The organism is Nocardia sp. NPDC049737 (genome assembly GCF_040674755.1).
Lineage (GTDB): Bacteria > Actinomycetota > Actinomycetes > Mycobacteriales > Mycobacteriaceae > Nocardia.
Genome location: NZ_JBFANH010000029.1, coordinates 37,355 through 63,768, shown reverse-complemented (window position 1 = coordinate 63,768; position 26,414 = coordinate 37,355). Strand labels below are relative to the sequence as shown.

General features: G+C 64.7%; 28 protein-coding genes. 9 read left to right on the top strand and 19 right to left on the bottom strand.

Annotated elements, in window-relative coordinates; all coding sequences use genetic code 11:
* Window positions 1-50: 50 nt before the first annotated feature.
* On the bottom strand, window positions 51-569 hold the full coding sequence (locus tag AB0J47_RS32370) for a PadR family transcriptional regulator (RefSeq protein WP_364354789.1): 519 nt from the start codon (window positions 567-569) through the stop codon (window positions 51-53).
* 90 nt (window positions 570-659) lie between these two features.
* Here AB0J47_RS32370 and AB0J47_RS32365 point away from each other — a divergent pair, with 90 nt between their 5' ends.
* Together AB0J47_RS32365 and AB0J47_RS32360 are read left to right on the top strand one after the other, a co-directional pair.
* Window positions 660-1,220, top strand: coding sequence for a hypothetical protein (locus AB0J47_RS32365; RefSeq protein ID WP_364354786.1), 561 nt, complete (start codon window positions 660-662; stop codon window positions 1,218-1,220).
* A gap of 17 nt (window positions 1,221-1,237) precedes the next feature.
* Window positions 1,238-2,539 (top strand): carotenoid oxygenase family protein, encoded by a 1,302-nt coding sequence (locus AB0J47_RS32360; protein WP_364354783.1) that lies wholly within the window; start codon window positions 1,238-1,240, stop codon window positions 2,537-2,539.
* Between the two features lie 2 nt (window positions 2,540-2,541).
* Here the strand turns inward: AB0J47_RS32360 and AB0J47_RS32355 are convergent, their stop codons facing one another.
* Together AB0J47_RS32355 and AB0J47_RS32350 are read right to left on the bottom strand one after the other, a co-directional pair.
* On the bottom strand, window positions 2,542-3,519 hold the full coding sequence (locus AB0J47_RS32355) for a zinc-binding dehydrogenase (protein ID WP_364354780.1): 978 nt from the start codon (window positions 3,517-3,519) through the stop codon (window positions 2,542-2,544).
* Window positions 3,520-3,572: 53 nt separating this feature from the next.
* Window positions 3,573-4,310, bottom strand: coding sequence for a serine/threonine protein phosphatase (locus tag AB0J47_RS32350; RefSeq protein WP_364354777.1), 738 nt, complete (start codon window positions 4,308-4,310; stop codon window positions 3,573-3,575).
* A gap of 263 nt (window positions 4,311-4,573) precedes the next feature.
* Here AB0J47_RS32350 and AB0J47_RS32345 point away from each other — a divergent pair, with 263 nt between their 5' ends.
* Window positions 4,574-4,765 carry a hypothetical protein gene (locus AB0J47_RS32345; RefSeq protein WP_364354774.1) on the top strand — a complete coding sequence of 64 codons (192 nt, stop codon included), beginning with the start codon at window positions 4,574-4,576 and terminating at the stop codon, window positions 4,763-4,765.
* 46 nt (window positions 4,766-4,811) lie between these two features.
* On the opposite strand, the gene AB0J47_RS32340 is transcribed toward AB0J47_RS32345, so the two are convergent.
* Entirely contained in the window at window positions 4,812-5,210 is a 399-nt protein-coding gene (locus AB0J47_RS32340) for a hypothetical protein (RefSeq protein WP_364354771.1), read from the bottom strand.
* Between the two features lie 172 nt (window positions 5,211-5,382).
* Between AB0J47_RS32340 and AB0J47_RS32335 the strand changes: the two genes are divergently transcribed.
* Window positions 5,383-6,234 (top strand): alpha/beta fold hydrolase, encoded by an 852-nt coding sequence (locus AB0J47_RS32335; protein WP_364354768.1) that lies wholly within the window; start codon window positions 5,383-5,385, stop codon window positions 6,232-6,234.
* A gap of 2 nt (window positions 6,235-6,236) precedes the next feature.
* Here the strand turns inward: AB0J47_RS32335 and AB0J47_RS32330 are convergent, their stop codons facing one another.
* Both AB0J47_RS32330 and AB0J47_RS32325 read right to left on the bottom strand, forming a co-directional pair.
* A complete protein-coding gene (locus tag AB0J47_RS32330; RefSeq protein WP_364354765.1) occupies window positions 6,237-6,644 on the bottom strand; it encodes a VOC family protein in 408 nt (135 codons plus the stop codon).
* Between the two features lie 10 nt (window positions 6,645-6,654).
* On the bottom strand, window positions 6,655-7,866 hold the full coding sequence (locus AB0J47_RS32325) for an FAD-dependent monooxygenase (protein WP_364354762.1): 1,212 nt from the start codon (window positions 7,864-7,866) through the stop codon (window positions 6,655-6,657).
* A gap of 95 nt (window positions 7,867-7,961) precedes the next feature.
* Here AB0J47_RS32325 and AB0J47_RS32320 point away from each other — a divergent pair, with 95 nt between their 5' ends.
* Both AB0J47_RS32320 and AB0J47_RS32315 read left to right on the top strand, forming a co-directional pair.
* Window positions 7,962-8,711, top strand: a complete 750-nt coding sequence (locus AB0J47_RS32320) for a TetR family transcriptional regulator (RefSeq protein WP_364354759.1) — start codon at window positions 7,962-7,964, stop codon at window positions 8,709-8,711.
* 77 nt (window positions 8,712-8,788) lie between these two features.
* On the top strand, window positions 8,789-9,964 hold the full coding sequence (locus AB0J47_RS32315) for a DUF3558 family protein (protein ID WP_364354756.1): 1,176 nt from the start codon (window positions 8,789-8,791) through the stop codon (window positions 9,962-9,964).
* A 205-nt stretch (window positions 9,965-10,169) separates the two neighbouring features.
* On the opposite strand, the gene AB0J47_RS32310 is transcribed toward AB0J47_RS32315, so the two are convergent.
* The 8 genes from AB0J47_RS32310 to AB0J47_RS32275 form a co-directional block, all read right to left on the bottom strand.
* On the bottom strand, window positions 10,170-10,985 hold the full coding sequence (locus AB0J47_RS32310) for a methyltransferase domain-containing protein (protein WP_364354753.1): 816 nt from the start codon (window positions 10,983-10,985) through the stop codon (window positions 10,170-10,172).
* A 407-nt stretch (window positions 10,986-11,392) separates the two neighbouring features.
* A complete protein-coding gene (locus AB0J47_RS32305; protein WP_364354750.1) occupies window positions 11,393-11,866 on the bottom strand; it encodes a hypothetical protein in 474 nt (157 codons plus the stop codon).
* A gap of 130 nt (window positions 11,867-11,996) precedes the next feature.
* On the bottom strand, window positions 11,997-13,217 hold the full coding sequence (locus AB0J47_RS32300) for a cytochrome P450 (protein WP_364354747.1): 1,221 nt from the start codon (window positions 13,215-13,217) through the stop codon (window positions 11,997-11,999).
* A gap of 8 nt (window positions 13,218-13,225) precedes the next feature.
* Window positions 13,226-14,470 (bottom strand): cytochrome P450, encoded by a 1,245-nt coding sequence (locus AB0J47_RS32295; RefSeq protein ID WP_364354744.1) that lies wholly within the window; start codon window positions 14,468-14,470, stop codon window positions 13,226-13,228.
* Window positions 14,471-14,478: 8 nt separating this feature from the next.
* Entirely contained in the window at window positions 14,479-15,084 is a 606-nt protein-coding gene (locus AB0J47_RS32290) for an ATP/GTP-binding protein (protein WP_364354741.1), read from the bottom strand.
* A complete protein-coding gene (locus AB0J47_RS32285) occupies window positions 15,059-15,409 on the bottom strand; it encodes a DUF742 domain-containing protein (protein WP_364354738.1) in 351 nt (116 codons plus the stop codon). Before AB0J47_RS32285 ends, AB0J47_RS32290 begins: the two co-directional genes overlap by 26 nt.
* Window positions 15,406-15,834 (bottom strand): roadblock/LC7 domain-containing protein, encoded by a 429-nt coding sequence (locus AB0J47_RS32280; protein WP_062987265.1) that lies wholly within the window; start codon window positions 15,832-15,834, stop codon window positions 15,406-15,408. The genes AB0J47_RS32285 and AB0J47_RS32280 overlap by 4 nt, the downstream gene beginning before the upstream one ends.
* The gene (locus AB0J47_RS32275) at window positions 15,834-17,264 is read right to left on the bottom strand and encodes a sensor histidine kinase (RefSeq protein WP_364354733.1); all 1,431 of its coding nucleotides are present in this window, start codon (window positions 17,262-17,264) and stop codon (window positions 15,834-15,836) included. Before AB0J47_RS32275 ends, AB0J47_RS32280 begins: the two co-directional genes overlap by 1 nt.
* 354 nt (window positions 17,265-17,618) lie before the next feature.
* On the opposite strand from AB0J47_RS32275, the gene AB0J47_RS32270 reads away from it, so the two are divergent.
* Both AB0J47_RS32270 and AB0J47_RS32265 read left to right on the top strand, forming a co-directional pair.
* Window positions 17,619-18,050 (top strand): SRPBCC family protein, encoded by a 432-nt coding sequence (locus AB0J47_RS32270; RefSeq protein WP_364354730.1) that lies wholly within the window; start codon window positions 17,619-17,621, stop codon window positions 18,048-18,050.
* 10 nt (window positions 18,051-18,060) lie between these two features.
* Complete coding sequence (locus AB0J47_RS32265; protein ID WP_364354727.1) at window positions 18,061-18,846, top strand: alpha/beta fold hydrolase; 786 nt, start codon at window positions 18,061-18,063, stop codon at window positions 18,844-18,846.
* A gap of 41 nt (window positions 18,847-18,887) precedes the next feature.
* On the opposite strand, the gene AB0J47_RS32260 is transcribed toward AB0J47_RS32265, so the two are convergent.
* Complete coding sequence (locus AB0J47_RS32260) at window positions 18,888-20,423, bottom strand: DHA2 family efflux MFS transporter permease subunit (RefSeq protein WP_364354724.1); 1,536 nt, start codon at window positions 20,421-20,423, stop codon at window positions 18,888-18,890.
* A gap of 109 nt (window positions 20,424-20,532) precedes the next feature.
* Here AB0J47_RS32260 and AB0J47_RS32255 point away from each other — a divergent pair, with 109 nt between their 5' ends.
* The gene (locus tag AB0J47_RS32255; protein ID WP_364354721.1) at window positions 20,533-21,705 is read left to right on the top strand and encodes a cytochrome P450; all 1,173 of its coding nucleotides are present in this window, start codon (window positions 20,533-20,535) and stop codon (window positions 21,703-21,705) included.
* A 163-nt stretch (window positions 21,706-21,868) separates the two neighbouring features.
* Here the strand turns inward: AB0J47_RS32255 and AB0J47_RS32250 are convergent, their stop codons facing one another.
* From AB0J47_RS32250 to allB, 4 genes are all read right to left on the bottom strand, one after another.
* Window positions 21,869-22,471, bottom strand: coding sequence for a TIGR03086 family metal-binding protein (locus AB0J47_RS32250; protein ID WP_364354718.1), 603 nt, complete (start codon window positions 22,469-22,471; stop codon window positions 21,869-21,871).
* Window positions 22,472-22,824: 353 nt separating this feature from the next.
* A complete protein-coding gene (locus AB0J47_RS32245) occupies window positions 22,825-23,751 on the bottom strand; it encodes a DMT family transporter (protein WP_364354715.1) in 927 nt (308 codons plus the stop codon).
* Window positions 23,752-23,861: 110 nt separating this feature from the next.
* Window positions 23,862-25,028, bottom strand: a complete 1,167-nt coding sequence (alc, locus tag AB0J47_RS32240; RefSeq protein ID WP_364354712.1) for an allantoicase — start codon at window positions 25,026-25,028, stop codon at window positions 23,862-23,864.
* The gene (allB, locus tag AB0J47_RS32235) at window positions 25,025-26,404 is read right to left on the bottom strand and encodes an allantoinase AllB (RefSeq protein WP_364354709.1); all 1,380 of its coding nucleotides are present in this window, start codon (window positions 26,402-26,404) and stop codon (window positions 25,025-25,027) included. Before allB ends, alc begins: the two co-directional genes overlap by 4 nt.
* Between the last annotated feature and the right edge of the window lie 10 nt (window positions 26,405-26,414).

Genomic DNA, 26,414 nt, shown 5'->3' with positions numbered 1-26,414 from the left:
ATATTCACATTTGAGGATCGGTCGAAGTCCTGACTCGAAACATATTCGAACTAGCGCTCCGGAATCTGCCCGATGGCCCACTCGGCCCACTCCTGGCTCATCGCATGGAAGCGCTGCCCCCACTCCATCGCGATGCGGCCGTAGACGGACAGGTCGTCATCGTCCCAGTCGATCGACGCCTCGAGTGCAGCCAGTTCGGCCCCGGCCTTCTTGGCTCCGTTTTCGATATCGGACAGGTAGTCGCGGGCATACGCCCGGGGAACCGCGCCGAGAAAGAAGACGCGCAGCAGCATTTCGTTGCGCGCCACACGTTTCGGCTTGGTCGTGGTGAGCCACTCCCGCAAATCCGTCAGCCCCGCCTCGGTGATCGTGTACTCCTTGCGGCCGCGCGGACCCTCGTCCGAAACCGCGATCGAGCCCGCGTCGGCGAGTTTGGTGAGTTCGGTATAGATCTGACTCTGGGTGGCGGGCCAGACATTGGCCAGCGACACCTTGAATCGTTGCAACAGGTCGTAGCCGCTGGCCGGACGATCGGCCAGCAGTCCGAGCAGGGCGTACCGAAGACTCATGCCATCACCCTACCTTCCACTATTGACATGTCGAAAGATCAGCCTCTAACTTAGACATGTCAAAACTGGAATATCGAGGAGTTCTCCGACATGTCCTATCTGCGCGCTTTCGCCCCATGGATCCTCTTCGCCGTGGTTCCGTCGCAGTACTGGCAGTGGGGCGCGCTGGCTGCCTCGGGTGTCTCGGTGCTCGGCATCGCCCAGCAGATCCGTGCCGGTCAGCGCATGGAAGCCATGGCCATCGATATCGGCTCGGTTGCCTTCTTCGCGGCACTGACCGTCATCGCCTTCACCGATCCGAACAGTGCCCTGCACCCCTACACCCCGGCACTGTCCTCCGGCGTGCTCGCCCTGGTCGCGGGCGTCTCGCTGGCCGTGCGCACGCCATTCACGCTACCGATCGCCAAACAGACGACACCGCAGGAACTTTGGGATCATCCGATCTTCATCCGCACGGCATACGTCATCACTTCGGTGTGGACCGCGAGTTTCGTGATCGGCTGCGTCGCGCTGGCCGCGCTCGCACACTCCGCGTCGGGCGTGCGCACCACGGTGCAGATACTCGCCTTCGTCCTTCCGGTGGTTTTCACGATCCGCTACGTCGCCCTCATCCGGGCGAAGGCGAACTCGCTCGACCCTTCCGCATCCTGAACAGATTGGTATCCGTGATGTCCACCTCGATTGCACACCTCACCGGCAACTACGCGCCCGTCACCGAAGAGCTCACCGCCTACGAATTACCGGTCACCGGAATGATTCCTGCCGCATTGACCGGCTGGTACCTGCGCAACGGCCCGAATCCGCACGCTGCGGCCTCCCCGCACTGGTTCCTCGGCGACGGCATGGTGCACGGGGTCCGGCTCGAACAGGGCCACGCGGTCTCCTATCGCAACCGGTGGGTCCGCACCTCCACCTTCACCGATGGCACCGCGGTCCGCGATGCCGATGGCAACCGTGACCTCACCGCCGGGCTCGCCAATACCCACGTCATCCGGCATGCCGGACGCACCCTGGCACTCGTCGAATCGTCCTACCCGTACGAATTGACCTGTGAGCTGGATACGGTCGGCCCCTACGATTTCGACGGCAAGCTGCGCACCGCCATGACCGCGCATCCCAAGACCTGCCCCACCACCGGCGAACTGCATTTCTTCGGCTACGACCTCACCGCGCCCTATCTGACCTACCACCGCGCGGACGCCGCTGGCAATCTGCTGGTCAGCCGCCCGATCGAGGTGCCCGCCGCGACCATGCACCACGACTTCAACCTCACCGCCGCCCATATCGTATTCATGGATCTGCCAGTGGTTTTCGATCTCGAAACCGCCAAATCCGGTGGCGGCATGCCGTTCCGGTGGCGCGACGATTACCAGGCCCGGCTCGGGGTACTGCGTCGTGACGACCCGCACGGCGACATCCGGTGGTTCCCGATCGATCCGTGCTACGTGTTCCACACGCTCAATTCCCACGATGAGCCGGGGCGGATCGTGCTGCATGTGATCCGCTATCAGAGTCTGTGGCGACAGGATTCACACCTTTCGGAGCGGGCCTCGCTATGGCGCTGGACCATCGATCTGGTCACCGGCACTGTCGCCGAGGAGCAGATCGACGATCGCGACGCCGAATTCCCGCGCATAGACGACCGGCTCGCGGGTCTGGACTCCCGCTTCGGCCACGCCACCGTCGCCGGGGACAGCGGCGCATTGCTGCGCTACGACCTGCACACCGGCACCAGCACGGCACACGAATTCGGTCCGGGCCGCATTCCGGCCGAGGCCGCATTCGCACCCGCGGACGAGCGCCCCGGCGGCGACGGCTATCTCATGACCTACGTCTACAACGCCGACACCGACCGGAGCGATCTCGTCATCCTCGACGCGTCCGAGCTGGCCGGGCCACCGGTTGCGACCATTCACCTACCCGCCCGGGTGCCCTACGGATTCCACGGAAACTGGCTGGCCGACAAGTGATTTCAACCGTTGACCGCAAGCACCAGCTTGCCGGTCGAAGTGCGACTCGCCATCAATCGATGTGCCTCGGCGACCTCGGACAGCGGGAACTCCGCGGTGATCGGCAGCTCCACCTGCCCCGAGGTGACCAACCGGAACGCCCGATCGGCGATCTCCCGCAAAACCTGCGGCGCATCGGCAGTGAGTCCGAGGATAGAGAATCCGGAGATCGATAGTCCTCGCGGGTAGAGCTCGGGCTGGCCGATCTGCCAGCCCGGCTCACCACTGGCGTTGCCGTAGGAGATCAGCCGTCCGAACAGCGCGAGCGATTCGAGACCGCGCCGCAACGTCTGCCCGCCGACTGGGTCGAGCACGACATCGACACCGCGTCCGCCGGTAGCCTTCCGGACATCGGTCTCGAAGGTCTCGGCCAGGAAGGCGTCGTCGTAACCGAGTTTGCGCGCGTACTCCGCCTTGGCCTCGCTGGAGACCACGCCATAAACCGCACCGGCCCCGGCCAACTTGGCCACCTGCCCGACCACGGTGCCCACCCCACCCGCAGCGGCCTGCACCAGCACGGTCTCCCCCGGCTGCAACCTACCGACGGTATTGATCAGTGCATAAGCGGTCGGCAGGACCGTGGGAAGCGTTGCGGCCGTTCGCAAATCGACACCATCGGGCACCGCGAACACCGTGGCGGCGGTAACCACGGCGACCTCGGCATAAGCGCCGCCCTCGGTGATCGCCGCCACCGGCTGGCCGACCGCGAACCCGTCGACATCGGGGCCGATCGAGCGCACTCGCCCCGAAAGTTCGAGCCCCGGAACGAACGGCAGATCCCGGACCCGATACCCCACCGAACGCGCCTGCAAGTCGGCGAAGTTCACCCCGACATATTCGACATCGATCGCGACCTCACCAGAACCCGGCTCCGGCGCATTGAGCTCCACCTCCCGCAACACCTCGGGTCCGCCCAGCTCACTGATCTGAATCGCCCGCATAACCCCACACTCCACTAGACGCACCGACCACATAGTTCTAGCAGGAAATGGGGTCAGCGGCAGTCCACCACGAGTGCCGTCGCATTATCGGTGCTACCGACCTGTAACGCATTGTCCACCAAGGTTTCCGCGGTATGAGCCGCGGTTCGGCCCGCGACGAGTATCGACTTGATCGCGACCATATCGAGCCGCTTGTGCACGCCGTCGGTGCTCAACAGCAGTCGGCCCCGGCTCGATCCGGTGGCTGCGCGACCGACGACGTCCGGACTGGCGGTGCGGGTGGAGGTGGTGACAAGGTGGTCCATGCGATTCGCCGGGCGAACCCCCCTGGCGCGCATGAACTCTGCGACGGTGTGGTCGGTGGTGATCTGATGCAGCACCCGACCATTCCAGCGGTAGGCGCGACAGTCGCCGACCCAGGCGATATCGCAGGGGCCGTCGGGCTGATCGGCGGCGGGTAGCACGGCGATCACGAGCACACTGTCGGCCTGCTCCTCCGGGAATTCACGCAGCAACTCCTGTTGGGCCGCGACCACCCCGGCCAGCGCGCCATTGCCCGCGCCGATCCGCGCGGCGACCGAAGCCGCGGTCCGCGCCGCCCTGGCCGCCGGCAGGTTGTCGCCGACCCCATCGGCGACGACGAATGCGGTGCGCCCGACGGTGGGGTCGGTGTAGGTGGCGAAGGCGTCCGCATTGAGCGAACGCCGCCCACGCGTGCTCACCACACCGGGTGTGATGGCGAGCTTTACCGACTCGGGGCGGACGATGGCGATCGAAGCGGTTGTCTGCAAGGTCTGACCTCCTTGGGCTGGACCTGCCCCAATACTGCCGATCCGCACAAATCTGTAACTCCAGTGAACCTCGGTTTTCCGTGAACCGTGCCAAAATTACGTGAGGGATTCCTGTGAATCGTCGGCGCACCCAGCCGAACCGCCTGGCCGCCACTGGACCGTCATCGGCGGATTCTGCTCCGGCGCAGCCTATCCCGCAACTTTGCTACCCGATAGCCAACGCACTCTTTACACTGCGACGATCCACACCGAGGGAGCGTCGAGTGTCCACTACCGTTCAGGCCTTGTTCGTTGTCGTCGCCGTGCTCGTCGGCATAATCGTCGCGGTGATTTCCGGAATTCTCTCCAGGGCCAGCGGCTCGCCCGCGGGCATCGTGATCCGCGACGGCGGCGTCGCCTTCGCGGGCACGGCCGGTCTGACCCTGTTACTACTCAAGGCCATCGGGGTGCTCTGAGACCCCAGAGGCCGAATCCATCACATAATCGCGGAGCCTGCTGAGATCAACCGCCGAAGACGACGCAGGCGAAGTCGACGTGTACGCCGGTGCCGACTCGAACGTCCACCGTTGCGATGGGTGTGACGTCCGGCGCCTGCACGGCGCTGAGCGTGTGCGGGCCCGTCGTCTTCGGGATCCAGGTCAGCAGGGCGATGCCGCCCAGCGGACGGACCACTCCGAGTAGAACGCCGTTGTCGTAGAAGGAGACGAGTTCGGCCGCATTGTTGACGTAGGCCTCGGCGGTGGCCGGACAGTCGGTGCCGTAGTTGGTCGCGAGGCCGTAGTTCGAATCCGGCATCACCCCCACCCGGGTCACCGCAGCATTCGCCGTCGGCGCTGTGCACGCCCATGCGGCGATCGCGGTGCCCAGCATGGTCGCGGTTGTGATTGTTCGGTAGCTCATGATTCCTCGTCGTACGGTGCCGAGTTGCCAGCGCAGATCATAGATAGTCGCCCAGACCGCTGCGTCCCGAATCGCCCAGCGTTTCGCAATTATGTACCCAACGGTTCGCTTTGCGGGTCGATATCAGCGGCGGTGCACGATCCAAGCTAGAACGTGTTCTAACGTGTCCGGTATGGACGTGACATACGAAGGCACGAAACGAGAGCTCGCCACCGATCAGGGTGTACTGCGCTATCACGAGGCCGGCGACGGGCTGCCGCTGTTACTGCTGCACGGCTCCGGAATCGGCGTCAACGGCTGGCGCAACTATCGCGGGAATCTCGCGGTCTTCGCCGAGCACTTCCACTGCTACATCCTCGAATTTCCCGGCTTCGGCGTGAGCGACCCGGTCGACGGACATCCCGTGCTGACCGCAGGCGCGGCGGTGCTGCGATTCATGGACGGGCTCGGCATCGAGTCCGCGGCCATGGTCGGCAATTCGATGGGCGGTGTCGTCGGGGCGAATCTGGCGATTGCGCATCCACAGCGGGTGCGCAAGCTGGTCACCATCGGCGGAATCGGTCCGAATATCTTCAGTTCCAGTCCGAGCGAAGGGATTCGGCTGCTGCAGGAATTCGCCGACAAACCCGATCGGGACAAGTTGCTGCGCTGGTTGCGGGCCATGGTCTACGACCCCGCGGTCATCACCGATGAGATCATCGAGGAACGCTGGGCGGCCGCGCAGCATCCGGATACCCAGAAAACCGCCGCCATGATGTACAGCTCGGCCGCCTGGACCATGCAGCAGAAATTCCTGGCGAATTCGAGTACGCCACCCTATTGGTCGATGCTGCACAAGGTGCAGTGCCCCACCCTGCTCACCTGGGGGTTGGACGACCGGGTCAGTCCGCCGGATATGGCACTGGTGCCGATGCGCCAGATTCCCAATGCGGAACTGCACGTATTCCCGAATAGCGGCCACTGGGTAATGATCGAAGCCAAGGCGGCCTTCGAACGCGCCGCCCTGGAATTCCTGCGCCGCTGAGCTCAGCGATCCGGATAGACCGCGATCTCAACCAGATTGCTATCGAGATCGCGGCAGTAGTGCGAGATCATGTCACCGATCGCGCCGGACTTGGTGACCGGACCATTGGTGATCTCGATACCACAGGCCGCCAAGTGATCTCGCACTTCCTGGGGCGATGCTTGGGTGACGAAGCACAAGTCCGCCGAACCTGCGGCCTCGGTGCGCGCCGTCACCCAGTCAGGGTCGACCGCGAGGGCACCGATCGGCCGCAGGTTGATCTTCTGATTGCCGAAGCACAGTGCGGTGCGGCCTTTCGATCCGAACTTCTCCACCCGCATGCCGAGGACTTTTTCGTACCACGCGGCGGTCGCCTCGATATCGACGCAATTGATGACGATGTGGTCGATCCGATCAACTGAGAACCCCATGGTCGGCACCCTACGCCGGGCGACACGTCTTGGCAGTGACCGGACTCTCGGGGTATTCAGGCAAGGACTCGTTTGTCTTCGGCGCCATGATGCGTTCCATACCCGCCATGGACTCCAGCACGGGCAGCCGCGTGAGGGTATTCCGAATTGCCATGCCCGAGCGGGTTTTCGGCACCATCAGCCGCAGATTCGGGCCGATCTGCTGTTTGCGTTCGACCAGCGCGCGGTGGCTCTGCTCGTAGCGGCGAAAACCGATGCGGTAGTCGCCATTCGCTGCCGCGAGTGCACCGGCGAGCCGATATGCGCCCACGAGGGCGAGTTCGGCACCGGCGCCGGAGGCAGGTGAGGCGCAATAGGCGGCGTCACCGACGAGGGCGATGCGGCCGGTCGACCAGGTATCCATGTGGACCTGGCCGAGGGAGTCGAAATACAAGTCCGGATCGGCGAGGGCGCCGTCGAGCAGTTGTGCCACGTGCCATGCGGATTCGGTGCCGAACCGGTCGGTCAGCAGCGCACGGGCCGCGGTGATATCCCGCGGATCGAGGTCGAGCAGTGGGCTGCGGAACATGAAGTAGGCCTTGGCCTGTGCGTGATTGCCGGAACGGTAGATGCCCGCCATCGCGCCCGGGGTGTTGTAGACGCTCACCCAGCGGTCGGGCCCGAGCGCGGCATCGGCGTTGCCGAATGCGAAGTAATGGTCCAGGTGGCGGACGAAATTCGATTCGGGGCCGAAGGCCGAGCGCCGCACGGTGGAGTGCAGGCCGTCCGCGCCGATGACCAGGTCGAACCGCCGTGGCGGGGCGTGTTCGAACGTGACGGTGATGCCGTCGTCGTCCTCATCGAGGGCCCGAATCGAATCGCCGAACAGGTATTCCACGTCGGTGTTGTTGTCGTGCAAGATCCGGACGAGATCGCCACGCATGATCTCCACCTCGGCGCTGGCATATTTGTCTTTGATCTTCTGCATATCGACCTGGGCGATGGGATCGCCGGTGGCATTCACGAACCGCATACCGGCGACATCGGCGGCCGCCGACCGGATCTGCGCCATGATGCCCATGCGCTCGGCGACCTCGATCGCTTGATCCCGCACGTCCACCCCCTGGCCACCGACGCGCAGTCCGGCCGCACGCTCGACGATGGTCGGCTCGAAGCCGTGCCGCACAAGCCAATACGCCAATGTCTGTCCGGCGATGCTCGCACCGGAGATCAGAATCCGCATTGCCCGCTCCTTGTCTCGAAAATATCTGACCGTTGGTCAGCGAGGCAACTGTATGACGCTGACCAACGGTCAGTCAAGCGGTAGTATCGGTCACCATGGCCGATGATTCGCGTGCCCGCATCCTGCGGACCGCGCTCGACCTGTTCGCGGAGCGCGGATACCACACGGTGTCCGTGCGCGAGATCGCCGAACAGGTCGGGCTGACGAAAACCGCTGTGCTCTACCACTTTCCAAGCAAGAGCGAGATTGTCGCCGCGCTCGTCGAGCCGCTGCTGGTCGACAGCGAAATGGTGCTCGAGGCGGCGGCACGCGGGCGGGACGCGCAGGCGCGCCGCTGGGCGGTGGTGGGCGGGCTACTGGAGGTGTGGCTTTCACATGGTCAGTTGTTGCGGATGCAGATGCAGGACCAGGCACTATCCGCCGACGACGCAACCTTCGCGCGGTTGCGGACCATAGCGCTATCGGCACAGGAACTGATCGCCGGGCCGCATGCCGATTTCACCACTCGAGTGCGGGCCGCGCAGGTCTATGCGGCACTGAGCGATCCGGTGGTCATCTTCGCCGACCGGCCCGCCGACGAGTTGCGTGCGGCGATTCTCGATGGTGCCCGGCGGTTACTCGGCGCGTCGGCCGCACAAACTCGCCCCATCCACCTGCCGGTAGCCGCGGTCCCCACCACCCGCCCGAACCGCCGCGGCCGCCCCGGCGCAATGACCTCGGACATGATCGAATCCGCTCGCCGCATGCGAGATTCCGGCCGTCCGATCGACGAGATTGCCGCCGAGTTCGATGTCTCGCGTGCCACGCTCTACCGACACTTGAGCAAGCAGGCGAGCGAATTATGAGATAATTTTCGAGACGGCGCGTTCGAGGTATCCTGCTCCGCGAGCACTTCGACAGGGATGTAATGACACTCCGTACCTTGGCCGCAGCCGCCGCGCTGACACTCCTCTGTGCGAGCGCGGCGACCGGCTGCGGAAAGAACGCAACCGGGCACCCGGTGGCGGCGAGCAGCCCCAAGTCAACCGGAACAACAACTTCCACGCCAACCACCACCACCACCGGGCCATCCACTCCCGTGGACTCGGTAGGCAAGCACGACACCATCGTCACTGGCGCCGAAGCTGAGCCGCTGATGGCACGGATCCGCGCCACCGATCCGTGCTCAATGTTGGACACCGAGCCGTTGAAGTCGATGAATCTTGGAGCGAAGTCGGCGACGCGCGAGGGGCCAGGACTGGCCGGATGCCAACTCAGGGTAGGCGATCATGTTGGCGAACCCGCTTCGAAGGATGGGCTCTACCTGTTCGAACTGTCACTCGGTGAGGTATACGACGATGCCGACCGTGCTCAGGACAAGGCCGAAACGGTAAACGGCCGCGCAATCTACCGCTCCCACCTGGCTGACGACCCCACCTTCGCCGACACCTGCTATTACTACGTACCTGCCGGGCACACCGGCTACGCACACCGGATGCGGTTGCGCAAAGTTCCAGCCGACGGCGCACCGGACAAGACGCCATGGCTCGAAAAGTGCGATGTAGCAAAGAGTTATGTCAGCAAGATCGTCGATCGGCTGGACAGCCTGACTCCCCGCGACAAGCCAGCCGACGGGAGGGTGCTGTACAGCAAGAATCCCTGCACCGCCACAGACGCGGTAAAAGCTCAGTACAGCGATTGGACCTTGAACTCGACCAGCTGGATCGCTCCGTATCACTGCCAACTGAATTTCACCCAGCCAGGCGCGAAATACACGCTGCAGGTCGATCTCGAATACCGCATGGATACCGAGCAGAAGGCGTCCTCCGGACCCGGCAACGGCCCCTACCAGGCAGCGGGCCTGAGCGGGATCATCCTCCGATCAAACGTTTACGGCCCTGTCCCGTCGCGGTGCGCCGTCAGCCTCACATACCGGCCGAGTAGCGACGGCCGCCTGAACGGTCATCTCATCCGCCTTGCCGTCGATTGGACCGCGGTCCCTCTGGCCCAGTACGGAGACCCCGATCACCCGTCGGACGGTAGCTGGCCGCCACTCCCATCCGACGCCTGCGCCAACATCGACAATCTCAGCGCCGCCGCAGTGCGCGCGGCGGGCTGAGCTCTTCCCACGAAGGCTTTGCGGCGCTGACGTTCGGCGAGCCACCAGCGGGTGCTGCGAGAGGCAGGGGCGTTGCAGGCGCGGGAGCGTGGGGCCTGCCGCATGCACAGTCTGCGCCGCGACGATCTCGACACCCATTTTCCCGGAGTACTCCGACGTCATCCTCGGCACCGCATCCGAGATGTTGTGATCGACGGTTCTGCAATTACGGTGCGATTGCTGAAGCGATCACCTGGACGGCCCGGAGGCTACCGCCAGTCAGACCGCGGGTCAGATTCTCGGCCTTCTCGGCGAAGTTCCGCACGAAGGCATGCAGCCCAACGGGATCGGGTGGCGAAGCCAGTACCGTCCGCATGGTGGCGGCCGCTTGTTCGGTCAGATCATTGCACTGCTCGATGACGAAACCCGCCGTCTCGATTGCCCCGCGCAATGCATCGAAAGGCACCAGATGGCTCTGCTCCGGTTGTTCGGCCCAGGGCAACGGGTAGTCGGGGTCACCACCCGAACCTGCGGTGATATCCCAGATTGCGAGCAGCCCGTCCGCTACCAGGACTCGGCGGGCTTCTCGGTAGAGCAGTTCCTTGTCGGCGACATTCATCTGCACGTGCTGGCTGAAGGCCGCGTCGAAACTGCCGTCGGCGAAGGGCAGCGCGGTGACGTCGGCTCGGTGCACCGCAATCCGATCCCGCAGTCCGACAAGCTCATTGAGCCACTCGGCCGTGTCGCAATAGTCGGCGGTCAGATCCACGGCGGTCACCGGGCAACCGCATCGGTCCGCGATGAAACGGGCGGTGCCGCCGATCCCGCTACCGGCGTCGAGCACCCGGCTGCGCGGTGTGAGGCCGGTCAGCTCCACCAGTTGATACGTGGCGATGCGACCCATGGTGTGAAAGTCCTCGACCAGCGCGAGATCCGCGAGCCGGAGACTGCCGAGATTCCTGCCCGCGGCGATGAGTGCGCGTTCGATGCCGAGCCGGGAGATGCCGGTCGCGTACGGGATTTCGATCGAAATATCGTTCATTTCAGCACTTTTCGGTATACGACAACGAAGCGACCGTAAAGTAACCACTGGTCACATCTTCGAGTATGTGACCCCATGTGACCGCTGTCAACATATCCGCTGATTTGCGATCCCTCGGCCGCGCACTGGATCGGCACAGTCGGCCGGACTGCTGGACCCGGAACGCAGGCCCGGTGCCGAAATCGCCGCCTGGTCGACGGTCCACGGCCTGGCCTGTCTGCTGATCGATGGCCCCCTGGCCACCGATCCGGCCGCCATCGGGTTCGTGGTCGGGCGGGTGCACGAACTAATCGACCGGGGACTGCTCGATCAGCGGCCGGAGACTTATCGGATCACTGCTGGGGGCCGTGCGGGTGATTGGCCGACCTGGGATCCCCGTGAAATGAATCATGGACCTGCTCAGGCGATCAATCCTGCTGGAACAGGTGGTCATAGCCGATTGCGAAGGTGTTGTCGGACGGATCGACAACCACATTGCGTCGGTCACCGACCTGCGGTGGCCGACTGCCGGTCGGTACCTCGCAGTCCGCGTCGAACGGTTCGATTTCTCGGCCGCTGATCCGCACCCTCAGTTCGGCGGTGTCCTGATTTTCGCCGCCAGGGATTATCCGGTGGACGGCGATGATCTCCGCTGTCGCCGCGACCCCGGCGATCCGGAATCGCTTCTCGGTTCGCCGCCACTCGTAGGTGCTGAATGCGATACCGATTCCGATTGGGAGTGTGAGGATTCCCGGACACAGACCACTGGCCAACGACTCACCGGTCAGCGCGAAGATCGGCCCGGTCAGTATGAGGCCGCCGGCGATCGAATACGCCAGCACACCCGCAACCGGACCGATGAGTTCGACCTGTTTCGACGATGACCCCTGCGTCAATATCATCCCCCGATCGCCGTCAATTTCTCTGGTGCAGGGTAGCTGAAGCAATCAGAGGGCCGCATCGAGCTGACCCAGGAAAGACACGAACCCCCTCCCGATCGAAATCGGAAGGGGGCCCGGCTTTTCAGGTGGACTAATCCAGCGTAACCGGCAGCCTGGCATGCCCGTTGGAGATGAAGCTGGCCACCGTCCCCAACTCGGACGGATCCGCTGCCAGCCGCATATTCGGAAACCGCGCGAAGATCGCGGGCAACGATACCAGCGCCTCGAGCCGAGCCAGTGGCGCACCCAAGCAATGGTGCACGCCGTAACCGAACGCCAAGTGGTCCTTACTGTCTCGGGACACATCGAATTGATCGGCGGTGTCACCATGCACTTTCGGGTCACGGTTGGCGGCCGCATACGAGGCGAGAATCGGCTCTCCCTTGGCGATATGCACCCCGTCGATCTCGATATCGTCGACCGCGAACCGCAGCGGCAGATGTGCGACCGGCGCCTCGAACCGCAGCGCCTCCTCGACCAGATCGGCCCAGGTCGCCCGTTCCTCGACAACCGTCGCCCGCTGCTGCGGATTGGTCAGCAGCGCGAAGATCGCCTGGTCGAGCAGGTTGACCGTGGTCTCGTGCCCGGCGCTGATGACCAGCAGCAGCGTATCGATCAGCTCCTGCTCGGTGAGCTGGGACCCGTCGTCCTCATCGCGGTGTGAGATCAGCAGACTCGTCATATCGTCGCCGGGATGGTCGCGTCGATACGCCACCAACTCGCCCAGGATCCGATACATCTCCATATAGTTCGCCTGCGACTCCGCTGGACCGAGCGAGGTGTCGAATATTCCGTCGACGCATTTGCGCAGGCCCGGATTGAGTTCTGCGGGCACACCCATCAATTCGGAAATGACCTGGATCGGCAGCGGATACGCGAAACCCTCACGCAGATCGACCGATTCGCCCGCAGGCGTCTTCGCGAGTTCGGCGAGCAGTTCCTCGGTGATCCGCTCGATCTGCCCGCGCATCGCCTCGGTGCGCCGATGGGTGAATGCGGGCGCGACCAACTTGCGTAACCGCTTGTGGTCCGCACCGTAGGCGGTGAACATATTGTTCACCGCGACCCACAGGAAAAGTGGCCAGTCCTGCGGAATCTCGCCATTGATGAAGGCCGGCCAGTGCTGGCTCGCATCCTTGGACACCCGCGCGTCGACGAGCAGCTGCTTGAGCAGCCCGGCATCGGTCACCGACCAGGCCCGCACACCGCCGGGCAATTCCACCAGCGCCACCGGCCCACGCTCACGCAAGCGTACGGATTCGCCCTGGATATCGGTTCCCGTCAGATCCAGGGTAGTAGGTTGTTGCGCCACAGATCTCCTTAAAGGATTACCAGCGGAGGGGATTTGGGAAAGGTGACGGGCAGCGATACCAGGGCCCGGTGGAACGGGCCAGGGCGCCAGCCGAGTTGTTCGGGCTCTGTCGCCAAACGCATTTCGGGAAGTGCGTCGAGCAGTTGGTCGATGGCGTCCTGGACGATGAGATAGGCGACCGACCGCGCCGGGCAGGAATGCGGACCCACACTCCACGCCAGATGCGAACGGTTGGGCCCGAATTCGCTCACCCCGATGGCGGGATCGTTATTGCATCCGGCCATGCTGATGATGACCGGTTGATGTGCGGGCAGCCAGACGCCGTCGATCAGGATCGGCTGTCTCGGGTAGGAGACGCAGTAGTTCGCCATCGGCGGGTCGGTGAACAGCACTTCGTCGAGTGCGTCACGGGTGGAAAGACTTCCGCCGTGCACGTTGCCCGCGAATCGGTCGTCGGTCATCATCAGCAGCAGTGTGTTGGTGATGAGATTCTGCTGCGGTTCGATGCCCGCACCGTAGATGGTGACGAGCTGGTGGATCATCTCCTCGTCCGAGAGCACGGTCGGATGCGCGATCAGCCGCGAGGTGATGTCGTCGCCGGGGACGCTGCGCTTCAGTGTGACGAGCTCGAACAGCGCATCGGTGAGCATCGCGTTGCCCTTATCGGCATTCACACCTTCGAAGATGGCCGCCATCCCGGTGGCAACCTGCTGGCCGATCTCCGGCGGGCAGCCGAGCAGGTCATTGAGCACCTGGAAGGTAAGCGGAAATGCGTATTGGCTGATCAGATCGGCCGCACCATCACCGCAGAAGGCATTGATCAGCGGGATGGCGGCATGTTCGACGACGGCATGCAGCGCGTGTAGATCGACTTCGGCGAGGCTTACCGCATTTGCCTGTCGATAGCGCAAATGCTCATTTCCCGCGCTGCGCAAGGCATTCGGCCGCCATTCCAGCATCGGTAGCACCGGGCATTCGCCGGGAATATCTCGCTGCCAGGTGCGTGGATCCGCCGGAAAGTGGTCTGGATCGTTGAGAATTCGTACGGCGGTGTGATAGCCGATCACCAAAGTGGCCGGTACACCGGGCGAAAGGTCGATCGGCACCAGAGATCCGTACTGGCTGCGCATTTCCCGGTACGCGCGGTGCGGATCTGCCGCGTACTCCTCGGAGTAGAGCGCTACGCGCGGGCCATCGGTATCGATCGGCGAACCGAACGCGACGGAGGCGGGCTGGTTTCTAGCTTTAGACAATGCGTCGGTTACTTCCGGGACTCCTGGCGATGGAATAGGAACTCGACGAGCGTGATCAGCGACCGCAGACAGGTGCTGCGCTGGCGCGCGTCGAGCGAGGTCAGCGGAGTATCCGGCGCGAGATCCAGTGCGTCCCGGATCTCTTCGAGCGGATAGCGCTTTGCGCCTTCGAATTGATTGACCGCAACCGAATACGCCACCCCGCGCTCCTCGAGCACGGACAACACCTCGTCGGCCTTCTCGATGCGCCGGGTGTCCACCAGGACCAGGGCGCCGAGCGCACCGCGCGCCAGCTCCTCCCACAGCGGGACGAAACGCCGCTGCCCCGGCGTCCCGAAAAGGTAGAGCGCGAGCGTGGGATTCAGCGTGATACGGCCGAAATCCATCGCCACGGTCGTCTGCGATTTGCCGGGTAATCCGGCCATATCGTCGACGCCGACACTGGCCTCGGTGATCGTCTCCTCCGTGCGCAGCGGCCGGATCTCCGAAACGCTGTTCACGAATGTCGTTTTGCCGACACCGAAATTGCCTGCCACCAAGAGCTTTACCGACCGGGTCACGGTCTCCGGCACATAGTCGACAGTGCGCTCAGGCCGGGAGAGCGCGGAGCCCATTGAGTACCTCCTCGAGCAGGGTGATCTCCGGCATGACTTCGGCCGGGGTCGGAGTGGCCAGGTGATCGCTGTCCAGCAGATCGGCTACGACGATCTTCACCACCGAGGGCGGCAGGTCGAGATAGGCGGCGATCTCGGCGATGGACAGGGCGCTGCGACGGCTGCACAGGTTCAGCACCTGGCGCGCATCGGGTGTCGCACCAGGTGCCGGATCTTTGGCGGCGACGACCAGGGTGACCAGGTCCAATTCACGACTGGGACGGATTCGCCCGCCAGTGCGCACGTAGGCCCGGACCAAGTCGGGATCTCGCCGGGACCTCGTCATGACGTCAAGCCGCCCTCAACCCTTCCGCGCGGCTGGGCGCCTAACTCGTGCCCGACCCGCCCGGCGAGTTCGTTCATGCGGTGCGCGACCAGCCCGATATCGGTCTCGGGCGTCGTCGAAACACCGAGCAGCGCACCCTCACCCGCCGCGGTAATGAGGATCATGCCCTGGTCGTATTCGGTCATGTTCTGGCGCACACCATTGTCTAGGCCACCGCAGAATTCGCCGAGCGCTTTACCTAGTGAGCGCAGACCCGAGGCAGCCGCGGCGAAACGCTCGGCATCATCCTTATTGACACCGTCGGAATGCGCGATCCGCAGCCCGTCGTCGGACAGCAGCACCGCGAACCGGACGCCGGGAACGTTGCTGAGATCCTCGAGTAGCCAACCCAGCCTATTGCTGCTGTCGGTCACCGGTGTGCTCATCAGGATGACATCCCTTCGCTGTTATCGGAGGCAGCAGCCTCGCGGCCGCTCTTGGAACCCATCTGCCAGGCGGAAGCGATTTCGGGACGAGCCTGTCCCGCTTCGGATTCGGTGCCGGTCTGAGCCGGCACCGAAGACACCGCCCGACGGCGTCGCTTGGGTAGGCCGCCACTGGTGATCTCGTGCACAGCGAAGTCCTCGTTCTCGGCGGGTTGTTCGCTCACCCCTGCCAAGACCGGAACCGGGGATAATTCGAAGGGCTTATCCTCGGCGACAGCGGTCGGCACGGGCTCCGGGGCCGGGTTGACGGCGGGCAAGGCGGGCTCGGCGTTCGTCACCGCGGTGACCAGCAGCGCCTCGGGGATGTAGACCATCGCCCGCATACCGCCGTAGACGTTCGGGCCATCGATGTAGACGGTGAACCCGTAGCGTCGGGCCAGTGCCGCGATGCCCGGGAAACCGACGCGCGGGGACGGGCCGAGTTGGTGGATGTCGATCGGGCGCTCGTTGGCGAGTACCTGCCTGGCCTCCTCCATCTGCTCCGCGTTCATCCGCACACCGGCATCATCGATGATGACGGTGACGCCGTGGTGGCCCTCCTGGAAGCTCACATCCACATACGACGTCGGCGGGGAGTAGCGCAGCGCGTTGTCGAGCAGGGTGGCCAGGGTGTGCACGAGCGGTTCCACCGCGCGGCTGATGACGATGCGGTCGAGCTGGTTGGCCCGCACCCGCAGGTAGTCACGGACACGCCCGATCGCGCCGCCGACCACATCGGTGAGCGACTGGGCGGGCCAGCGCCGACCCGGCAGACCACCACAGACGATCACATACGACTGCGCCTGCCGCAGCATCTGCTGCACGGTGTGGTCGATGCGGGTCAGGGTGGCGTAGACCTCGTCGTCACGGTGCTCGCGCAGCGCGGCGCTCACCACCTGACTGACATCCGCGCCGAGGCTGACCACGGAGGTTCCGAAGGAGCGCACCGCCGCACTGGTCGCGGCCCGCGAGGCGGATTCGATCTCGGCGCGAGTGCCCTCCTCGGTCGCCTTGATCGCCTGCTGCGCTTTTTCCTCGGCCTCGCGCGCGGCTTGCTCGTGCGCCTCGGACTGCACCAGGCGCAGGTCATCTGCGTAACGCTCGGAAATCCATTGCAGGCACTGGACGAACCGGGAATTCTCCTGACCCGTCGGCACCTCGATGGCCGAGACCGGTGCCTCGAAGCGGCGCACCGCCTCGGTCATCGCCGGCAGTGTCTGGCCGGCGAAGTGCTCGAGGGTTTCCTCTTGCGCCCGATTAGCTCTATTGAGGGCGTCGGCGCGGATCTTCTGTTGTTTCGCGTATTGCGCTACATACAACGCCGCCGCCACCGCAATAATGAGAGCGGGGGCGAGGATCCATGAAAGCACCACGGCGATATCTTGATTCATCAGCTCTCTCGTCGTTGCGACAGCCGGTGTCACTGCGCGTTGTCTTGCCTTCCTCGCGACGCCGACCAGGATCAACATTCGTCGAATGCGGCCACATCGACAGCGGCACCAACCCCAGAGTGCCCGCAGGGCAAGTGATTCGAAGAATCACCTACCGCGCGGATCGAGCCGATAAGTAGCTCGGCACCCGACGACCCGCCCACAGTAGCAGCATCGCCCGGAAGTCTCTCTCGAACCGAGGACCACATTCCGATTCCTCGAACTGCTAGCGCCCCCATGGATTTCGCTTACCACCCGATCGGTATGACCGAATGCCATAAATAGCGAACCGCGGGTACCGGATACTATGCGCGAATGGCAAAGCTGAAGGTGTCCGTCGACGTGCCGATTTCCCCGCAGGAGGCCTGGTCGCATACCTCCAACCTGACCGAACTCGACAAATGGCTGCTCATGCACGAGGCGTGGCGCAACGAGGTGCCCGCCGAGCTGACCGTCGGTACCCAACTGGTCGGTGTCGCATCGGTCAAAGGATTGCGCAATCGGGTCACGTGGACGGTCAAGGCCGCTGAACCGCCGCGCCGACTCGCCTTGAGCGGCGCGGGCAAGGGCGGTACCAAATTCAAGCTGGAACTGCTCGTTGCCGCGAAGGGTGCGGGCTCGGAGGTCACCGTCGATATCGATCTGGGTGGCGCGCCACTGTTCGGCCCGATCGGTTCCGGGGTCGCGCGGGCGCTGAAGGGCGATATCGAACGCTCGTTGGAGCGTTTCGTCGCGCTCTACAGCTGAGGAGTTCGACGTGCCGCATGCCAAGGCCGCGGATGGCGTCCGCATCGCCTATCAGACCGGCGGTGCGGGTGCGCCGCTGCTGCTGCTCGCCGGGCAGGCCAATAACCATCATTGGTGGGATGGAGTTCGCGCCGACTTCGAGACCGCGTATCGCACCGTCTCACTGGACTATCGCGGCACCGGAGACAGCGATAAGCCGGATATCCCGTACAGCACCCTCGGACTCGCCGAAGACGCGATCGCGGTGCTCGACGAGCTCGGCATCGAGCAGGCCGCGGTGTACGGCACATCCATGGGTGGTCGGGTCGCGCAGTGGCTGGTCGCGCGGTTCCCGGATCGGGTGCGTACGTTGGTGCTCGGCTGCACCTCACCTGGTGGACGCCACGCGGTCGAGCGGGACGCCGAGGTACGGAAGTCACTGGCCCAGCCCGATCAGGTCGCCGCGCGGCGGGCGCTGTTGGAACTGATGTATACCCCGGAGCATCTGGCGAGCGCCGCAGGACCGTTCAACACCCTCGGCGATCCGAGCATGCCCGCCTACGCGAAGCGCAGACATCTCTACGCGAGCAATAGGCACGACGCATGGGATGTGCTCGCCGATATCGCGGTTCCGACGCTGATCGTGCACGGGAGCGAGGACCGGTTCAATCCCGCTGCGAACGCACCGCTGCTCGCGGAACGGATTCCGGATGCGCGGCTGGCGTGGATCCCGGGAGCTCGGCACGCCTACTTCGACGAATTCCGAAGCACCGCGAGCCCGCTCGTCCTGGAATTCCTGGACGCGAACCGCCCGTAATCCGAGTTCGCCTGGTACACAGGCGAACTCGGATCCTGCCGCTAGTGCACCAGCGCAGGCGTGTCCGCGACCTCGGGCAACTTCGGCTTGGTGCGCGGCAGGAATGCCGCGGGCACCAAGGTCAGCACCATGAGCACCACTGCCACGATGTAGGTGTGGCTGAACGCCGTCGCGGCCTGGCTCAATCCGGTCTCGACCGCACCGGGCGGCAGCTGCGCCGCGATCGAGGGATCGTAGTTCGACGCGATCGCCGGCTTGGCGAACGGATGCCGGTTCAGCAAGCTGCTGAGCACCACCGACATCGTCGCGGTGCCGATGGACCCGGCGGACTGGTTGATGATGTTCATCAGCGTCGTACCGCGCGCGACCTGCTGGTGGGTCAGCGTCTGGATCGCCGCGGTCATGGTCGGCATCATGGTGCAGCCCATGCCGAGGCCCATCACGAACAGCGCGCCCAACATGAACGGATACGACGTATCCGACTTCAGTTGCACGAAGAACACCGTGCCGAGTGAGATCAGCGAGATACCGGTCAACACGATCTTGCCCGGACCGATCTTGTCGACGAGTCGGCCCGCGATCGGCATCGTCAACATCGCGCCCAGACCCTGCGGCACCATCAGCAGACCGGCCGCCATGGCCGTTTCGCCGCGCACCTGCTGCAAGTAGGTCGGCAGCAGCAGGCCCGCTCCGAAGAAGGCGGTCGCGAACAGCACCATGGTCAACACCGCGAAGGTCAGCGACCGGTTGCGGAACAGATGCAGATCGATCAGCGGATGTTCGGTGCGCAGCGCGTGGAAGACGAACAGCACGATAAGCACCAGGCCGATGGCGGCGGGTATGAGCACCTTGGCCGCGACAACCGTGCCCTCACCCGGAATCGAGGAGATGCCGAACAGGAACAGCGCCAGACCCGGCGAGGCCAGCAGCATGCCGAGGAAGTCGAAGGATTCCGACGGCTCCGGGTTATCCGCGGGGAACACAATGAAGGCGAGTATGAGCGCGACAACCCCGACCGGAACATTGATCAGGAAGATCCACTTCCAGCCGTAGCTGTCGATAAGCCAGCCGCCCAGGATCGGACCGCAGATCGGGCCGAGCAGCATCGGCACCCCGAGCACCGCCATGACCCGCCCGACTCGTTGCGGACCGGCCGCGTGGGTCATGATCGTCATGCCGAGCGGCATCAGCATGCCGCCGCCCAGACCCTGGATGACGCGGAAGGCGATCAGCGTCTCCATACTCCACGCCTGGCTGCACAGCACCGAGCCGAGCACGAACAGCGTCAGCGCGAGCATGTACAGCCGTTTGGTGCCGAACCGGTCCGCCGCCCAACCGGTCAACGGGATGACGCTGGCCAGCGCGAGGGTGTAGCCGGTCATCGACCAGGCCGCGATCGCGGTGGTGGTGTGGAACTCGTTCTGGAATTTGGGGATCGCGACGGTTACGACGGTGATGTCCAGGATCGACATGATCGCGCCGAGCACGACCACTCCTGCCACCTTGAAAACCGCGATGTCGAGCTTGTCGGTCGCGGGATCCGCAGCGACTGACGTGGTATCCGGAGGATGTGTCACCGCTTAAGCCTTGCACCTCGCCGACCAAATGACCAGCACATTCTGCGACCTTCGCCACACCTGCGGGTTGCTGTGATCTCGTGCGGGGAAAGCACCGGATGATGGCGGCGTGACTTTGCTGATCTTCGATGCCGAGTTCGCCGCGAATCCATGGCCCACGCTGCGACGATTGCGCGAGGACGGTGGGGTGCATCGGGTCCGGACACCGGACGGCCCACCCGCCTGGTTGGTAACCCGATTCGCCGATGTTCGAGCCGGACTGCTCGACAATCGGCTCTCTACCCAACCACGCTATGCCGGGAAGACGGACTATCGCGGGTTCGTGGTACCGCCGCCGTTGGACCTCGGATTCCTGGAGAGCGAGCCGGAGGACCACGCTCGGCTACGGCGGGCCGTCACCGCCGAGTTGTCGCCCCGACGGCTCGCCGAATGGGCGCGCACGGCACCGGAATTGGTGTCGGCTTGTCTGTCGGGGGTGGAGACGGGCGTCGCGATCGATCTCATCGAGCGGTTCGCCGTTGCGCTGCCCGCGACCGTGCTCGGCGAGTTGCTCGGGTTGGCAGCGCCGGAGCGCGAGGCGTTACTGTGTTGGGCGCGTTCGACTTTGCTGCAAAGCGCGACTCCCCCGCGGGCTCGTGACACGCTGACGACCATGCGCTCCATCGTCATCGCGACCATCGAGGGGGCGCGGGGCGACAATGTGCTCGGGCGGCTGGTGCGTTCGAGTGCCGAGACCGGTTCGCCGAGTGGGCACGAGTTGGCCTCGATGATCTTCTATCTGCTGTTCGTCTGGTACGAAGTGCTCGTCGACCTGATCGCCGGATCCGCACTGGCGCTGCTCACTCACCCGGATCAACTCGCGGTGCTGCCCACCATGTCCGATACCCGACCGGCGGTGGACGAACTATTGCGCTACCTATCGCCGCAGGTGGTTTCCGGGCCGAGATTCGCCAGCACCGAACTCGATATCGCGGGGCACACCATCTGCTCTGGTGACACGGTGCTGTTGTGTCTGGCGTCGGCAAACCACGATCCGGATATCTTCGACAATCCGGACGATCTCGAGCTCACGCGCAGCAATAATCCGCAGTTGGGACTTGGGCACGGCGGACATGCATGTCTCGGCGCCGCGTTGGTTCGGACCATCTCCGGAGCCGTGTTGGAGACGCTGTTACTGGACGGCCGGGCTCCGACGCTTGCGTGTGATCCGCGAGATATCCAGTGGCGCTCTGGTTTTCGGCACCGTGGGCCGCTCGGCTTGCCTGTCGTGTTGCCTCGATAGCTCGACCCGCGAGCGGCGCTTCTCAGTCGCCGGGATCTTCTGTGCGTATCTGCCCCACCCGCAACACGGTATTCGTCGCAGGTCGACGACCTCGCCGTGTGTGCCCCGGCCGGCGCGGTCGAGACCGCCAGGCGCGTGCTCCCGACCTTCGGGTGGCTACCGATCATTCCTGCGGCCCCGGTGACTTCCAAGACGGATCCCGGCCGAACCATCCCGCTAGCCGATCGTATGCGGGAGCGTCGGGCGGTACGGGCACCTCGAGGTCGAAAGCCTTATCCGGTCCGCGGAATTCCGGGCGCAGCATCTTGTGCGACCAGGCAAGTCCGTACTCGGCGACTTCCTGGTCGAGGTCGATGGTCTGGTTGGTCGCGCGGGCGAGATCCCAGGTGTGCATGGCCAATTCGGTGATCTGCTGGTCGGCTCGGCTGCGCAGCGGCGCTTCTGCGCCGCCCGGTACCGGAACCGGGCGTTCCAGGTCGGCCCGGTGCCAGACATCGAGAACTGGCGCGGCTGCCGCGCGGTACTCTGCCGTCCAGTTCGGGCTCAGCTCGGCGGGCGGCGCCGCCCAATCGGCGATCTCGCCACGCGCCGAATCCAGGAAATTCCGCAGGCTCTGCCCGATGACATGTCGCACGAGCGCCTGTACATTCCAGCCGACACAGGGTGTCGCCAGCGTCGCCTGCTCCGGCCGGATCGCCGCGATGACCTCACCCATCTGGGTCAGTGCGCGGTCCACGAGGTCCACGGTTGGGTCAACGGTGTTCACGCCTGTCGATTCTGCTCCGCGACCGCCGCGCACAACGCGGAACGCGCAACTCGGCCGACTACACCGATGCCCTCAGCGAGGAGCGGGTCGGCGGCCTCCAAATCAACGGACGCGATAAGGCGCGAGTGGGACCGGGTGACGGCGACACAGGCCTGGCACATGCCCTCAGCGCGGAGCGGGTTCGGCCGCCTCCGGATCAACGGACGCAGTAACACGCGACTCGGACCGAGTAACGGCGACACCAGCCAGGCACATGCCCTCAGCGCGGAGCAGGTTCGACGGGCTCCGGATCAACGGACGCAGTAACACGCAACTCGGACCGAGTAACGGCGACACCAGCCAAGCACATGCCCTCAGCGCGGAGCAGGTTCGACGGGCTCCGGATCAACGGACGCAGTAACACGCGACCGGGACCGAGTAACGGCGACACCAGTCAGGCAAAGGACACCGCCGAGGATGGTAAATGCGCCGGGCACCTCGTCCAGCGCGATCCACGACATCAGCACGACGAGCGCCGGGACCGCGTAGGTCGTCACGCCCATTTTCCCGGCTGTCGTGCGGGCGAGTGCGTAGGCCCAGGTAGTGAAGGCCAAAGCTGTGGGGAAAACGCCCAGGTACACCAAGCTCAGCGTCGACGACAGCGGTGCATCGGCGGCCTCGGTGACCAATTGCCAGGAGAACGGCAGGCACGCGACGGTTCCGATGACCGAGCCGAAAGTGACCACCTGCAATGCGGATGCGCTCGCGAGTGCCGGCTTCTGTGCGACGGTCGATGCGGCCCAGACGATAGCCGCGAGTAGGCACAGCACAACACCGAGCATCGCCGCGCCGCCGCCATCGGAGGTCGATAGCCCGACGACGATGGTTCCGGCGAACGACACGACCAGCCCGACCATCAGCCGGGCCGGAAATCCTTCCCGCAGGACCAATCCGCCGAGCACCGCGATCAGCACCGGACCGATGCCGACGACCATCGCCGCGGTCCCCGCATCGACATTCCGCTCACCCCAGTTCAACGCCACCATGTAGACGCCGAACCAGAGCACCCCGGAAATCACTATGCCCGGCCACGCAGGCCGTGGCGGCAGGCCCGCGCCGCGGATGACCAGCACTGTCACCAGCGTGATCGATGCGGCGAGCAATCGCCCGAGCGCCAGCGCACCCGGTGAAAAATCGTGTCCCGCACTGCGGATGAAGACGAACGCCGAAGCCCACAGGACCACCGTCACGGCGGCGGCGACAATGGCTTGCCGCTCGACCGACCCATTCGCACGCACCATGGGGCCGAACCTAAATCAGTCGGTCGATATGTGCCAGCGGTTTTCGGACGCGGGCCGAGCCGGTCGGGCGGACAATCGATGGGGGCTCCGATCGTCCGCCCGACCAGCGACTACAACGCGAGCAACGCGTCGATCACGGCCGACGGCACCGCATCGGGGCTGGCAAAGGGACGTTCCGCCAGCAGCTTCCGTGCTTGGTCACGCGACAGCCCCCCATCGCTGATGAGTACCTGAAGTGCGTGTGCTTCGGGCAGAGCCGCGAGCCAGGCGAGGGTGTTGCCGACCAAGGTCTCGGGATCGATCTCGCCGTGGACCCGCAACCGGGCCACACCGCCGTCGGGGTACACATCGAGCCGGACGTGGGTGACCGGCGCACCGACTCCCGTCCGGAAGAAATGACGCGCATCCGGCTGCAACCGCGTGCGCGGCACCAATTCGGTCCACGACGACGGATCATTCAGGTCCGCGCCGGAATCGGCATCCGCACCACGCAGCACCGCCCAACCCGGCGCATTGCCGACATAATTCGAGGTATCGATTTCCACCCGCCGAATCGCCCCGCGCGCACCCAGCCGCACCGTGAGGTGATCATTGCCCGCATCGCGGCGACGCGCACCCTCCCACCCCTCGTCCATCTGCCGCGACCGGCCGGGCAGCAGGATATTGGTCGGGGCGGAAAAGAACATATTGGAGCAGTCGACCACGTCACCGCCGTGTTCCAGGGCGGCGAGATCGACGGTGCCACTGAGAAAACGGGGATCGGGCAGCGGCGTTCCATGGACACGGAAGCGGGCCACGCCACCGTCGGGGTAGATCGAGAGCCGGATGTGGGTGAAGCGGCGGTCGTCGGTGACCTCGAAGAAGTTGTCGGTATTGCCCGCGATATCCGACTTCGCGACCAATGTCACCCATTCGGCCCGCTGCAGTTCGGCCGGGGACGGCTGCCCCTCCACACTCGTCGCCTCGACCGAGGCGAAGGGCGGGTAATTGCCGATGAACCAGGAGGTATCGATGACGACACCGTGCACCCGGCCCGGCACACCGAGCCGGACGACCGCGTAGTCATTGCCGGTCTCACGACGCCGACGCGTTTCCCAGCCGTCGTAGGTCTTGCCCTTGTGGCCGAAGTCCTCGGTGCTGAAAACCGCACGGCCGGGCCGGATCAGATTCTCCCGCTCGGCGAACAACTCGTCATTGGCGTAGACCACACTGCCCGCCAGCGCGCGGGAGGCGAGATCGGGCAGTCGGGTGAAGGCGGGGGCGGATTGATCGGTCATACTTCTCCTCGGGCCAGGAGCCGCCCCTGCGGCTCGTTATCGATATCGATTCGATTGCCGCGCAACCAGGTACTGCGGACCGCGCCAGCGAGGGGGCGGGCCGCGTACGGGGTGACGGCGTTCTTGTGATGCAGGCGATGTACGTCGACGACGAAGGCGTCACCGGGGGCAAAGACACAGAAATCCGCGTCGTAGCCCACCTCGATCGCGCCCTTGCAGCGCAGGCCCGCGTGTTCGGCGGGCGCTCGGCTCATCCAATGCGCGATATCGACCAGAGTGAATCCGCGCAGTCGCGCTTCGGTCCACACAGCCGAAAGTCCGAGCTGCAGTGAGGAAATGCCACCCCACGCTCTGGCGAAGTCACCGGTGTCGAAGCACTTCAGGTCGGCGGTCGATGGCGAGTGGTCCGAGACCACCATATCGATGGTGCCATCGCGCAACCCTTCCCAGAGCAATTCACGATTGCCGCTCTCGCGGATCGGCGGACAGCATTTGAATTGTGTCGCACCGTCCGGAATCTCCTCCGACGCGAACGACAGGTAGTGCGGACACGTCTCGGCGGTGATCCGGACGCCGTCGCGGCGGGCCGACGCGATCATCGGCAGTACATCCGAACTCGACACGTGCAGAATGTGCACGCGGCAGCCCGTCCACCTGGCCAGTTCGATTACCCGAGCGACGGCCAGATTCTCCGCACCGCGCGGGCGCGAACGCAGGAAGCCGGAGTACTTGTCCCCCTGTGGGATCGGCGCGTGTTCGACAGCGTGCGCGTCCTCGGCGTGCACGATGAGCAAGCCGTCGAACGAGCGGATTTCCCGCATGGCCAGTTCCAGCTGGCCGGCGTCCAGTGCCGGGAATTCGTCGACGCCGGAGTGCAGCAGAAAGCATTTGAAACCGAAGACACCGGCGTCTTGCAGCCGGCGCAGATCTGCCACATTTCCAGGAATCGCTCCGCCCCAGAATCCGACATCGACGTACACCCGGTCCCGCGCGGTCTCGCGTTTCACCTCTAGCGCGGCGAGATCGCAGGTCGGCGGAATGCTGTTGAGCGGCATATCGATAATGGTGGTGACACCGCCCGCCGCGGCCGCCTTCGTCGCGCTCGGGAAACCCTCCCATTCGGTACGGCCGGGATCGTTGACGTGCACGTGCGCATCCACAATGCCGGGCAGCAGCACCTCGTCGGCGGCCAGTTCGACGACCGTTTCAGCGATCAGGGTGGAGTCCGGCGGCTCGATCGCCACGATCCGGCCGTCGCGCACGCCGATCGAGCCGCCGGTCTCCCCCGTCGTCCCGATGATCCGCTCCGCACGGATCACCAGGTCCAGGTGCGCGGGAACCGGTGAGATCGTCTGAATCTCAGAGCTCTTCCGCATCACACAACTC

What these genes read in the sequence shown, in the direction of transcription:
- AB0J47_RS32335 (WP_364354768.1), top strand. Translation starts at nt 5,383, where the DNA reads ATGGACGTGACATACGAAGGCACGAAACGAGAGCTCGCCACCGATCAG.
- alc (WP_364354712.1), bottom strand. Translation starts at nt 25,028, where the DNA reads ATGACCGATCAATCCGCCCCCGCCTTCACCCGACTGCCCGATCTCGCC.
- AB0J47_RS32365 (WP_364354786.1), top strand. Translation starts at nt 660, where the DNA reads ATGTCCTATCTGCGCGCTTTCGCCCCATGGATCCTCTTCGCCGTGGTT.
- AB0J47_RS32285 (WP_364354738.1), bottom strand. Translation starts at nt 15,409, where the DNA reads ATGACGAGGTCCCGGCGAGATCCCGACTTGGTCCGGGCCTACGTGCGC.
- AB0J47_RS32325 (WP_364354762.1), bottom strand. Translation starts at nt 7,866, where the DNA reads ATGCGGATTCTGATCTCCGGTGCGAGCATCGCCGGACAGACATTGGCG.
- AB0J47_RS32275 (WP_364354733.1), bottom strand. Translation starts at nt 17,264, where the DNA reads ATGAATCAAGATATCGCCGTGGTGCTTTCATGGATCCTCGCCCCCGCT.
- AB0J47_RS32355 (WP_364354780.1), bottom strand. Translation starts at nt 3,519, where the DNA reads ATGCGGGCGATTCAGATCAGTGAGCTGGGCGGACCCGAGGTGTTGCGG.
- AB0J47_RS32330 (WP_364354765.1), bottom strand. Translation starts at nt 6,644, where the DNA reads ATGGGGTTCTCAGTTGATCGGATCGACCACATCGTCATCAATTGCGTC.
- AB0J47_RS32290 (WP_364354741.1), bottom strand. Translation starts at nt 15,084, where the DNA reads ATGGGCTCCGCGCTCTCCCGGCCTGAGCGCACTGTCGACTATGTGCCG.
- AB0J47_RS32305 (WP_364354750.1), bottom strand. Translation starts at nt 11,866, where the DNA reads ATGATATTGACGCAGGGGTCATCGTCGAAACAGGTCGAACTCATCGGT.
- AB0J47_RS32270 (WP_364354730.1), top strand. Translation starts at nt 17,619, where the DNA reads ATGGCAAAGCTGAAGGTGTCCGTCGACGTGCCGATTTCCCCGCAGGAG.
- AB0J47_RS32280 (WP_062987265.1), bottom strand. Translation starts at nt 15,834, where the DNA reads ATGAGCACACCGGTGACCGACAGCAGCAATAGGCTGGGTTGGCTACTC.
- AB0J47_RS32370 (WP_364354789.1), bottom strand. Translation starts at nt 569, where the DNA reads ATGAGTCTTCGGTACGCCCTGCTCGGACTGCTGGCCGATCGTCCGGCC.
- allB (WP_364354709.1), bottom strand. Translation starts at nt 26,404, where the DNA reads ATGCGGAAGAGCTCTGAGATTCAGACGATCTCACCGGTTCCCGCGCAC.
- AB0J47_RS32360 (WP_364354783.1), top strand. Translation starts at nt 1,238, where the DNA reads ATGTCCACCTCGATTGCACACCTCACCGGCAACTACGCGCCCGTCACC.
- AB0J47_RS32310 (WP_364354753.1), bottom strand. Translation starts at nt 10,985, where the DNA reads ATGAACGATATTTCGATCGAAATCCCGTACGCGACCGGCATCTCCCGG.
- AB0J47_RS32320 (WP_364354759.1), top strand. Translation starts at nt 7,962, where the DNA reads ATGGCCGATGATTCGCGTGCCCGCATCCTGCGGACCGCGCTCGACCTG.
- AB0J47_RS32245 (WP_364354715.1), bottom strand. Translation starts at nt 23,751, where the DNA reads ATGGTGCGTGCGAATGGGTCGGTCGAGCGGCAAGCCATTGTCGCCGCC.
- AB0J47_RS32340 (WP_364354771.1), bottom strand. Translation starts at nt 5,210, where the DNA reads ATGAGCTACCGAACAATCACAACCGCGACCATGCTGGGCACCGCGATC.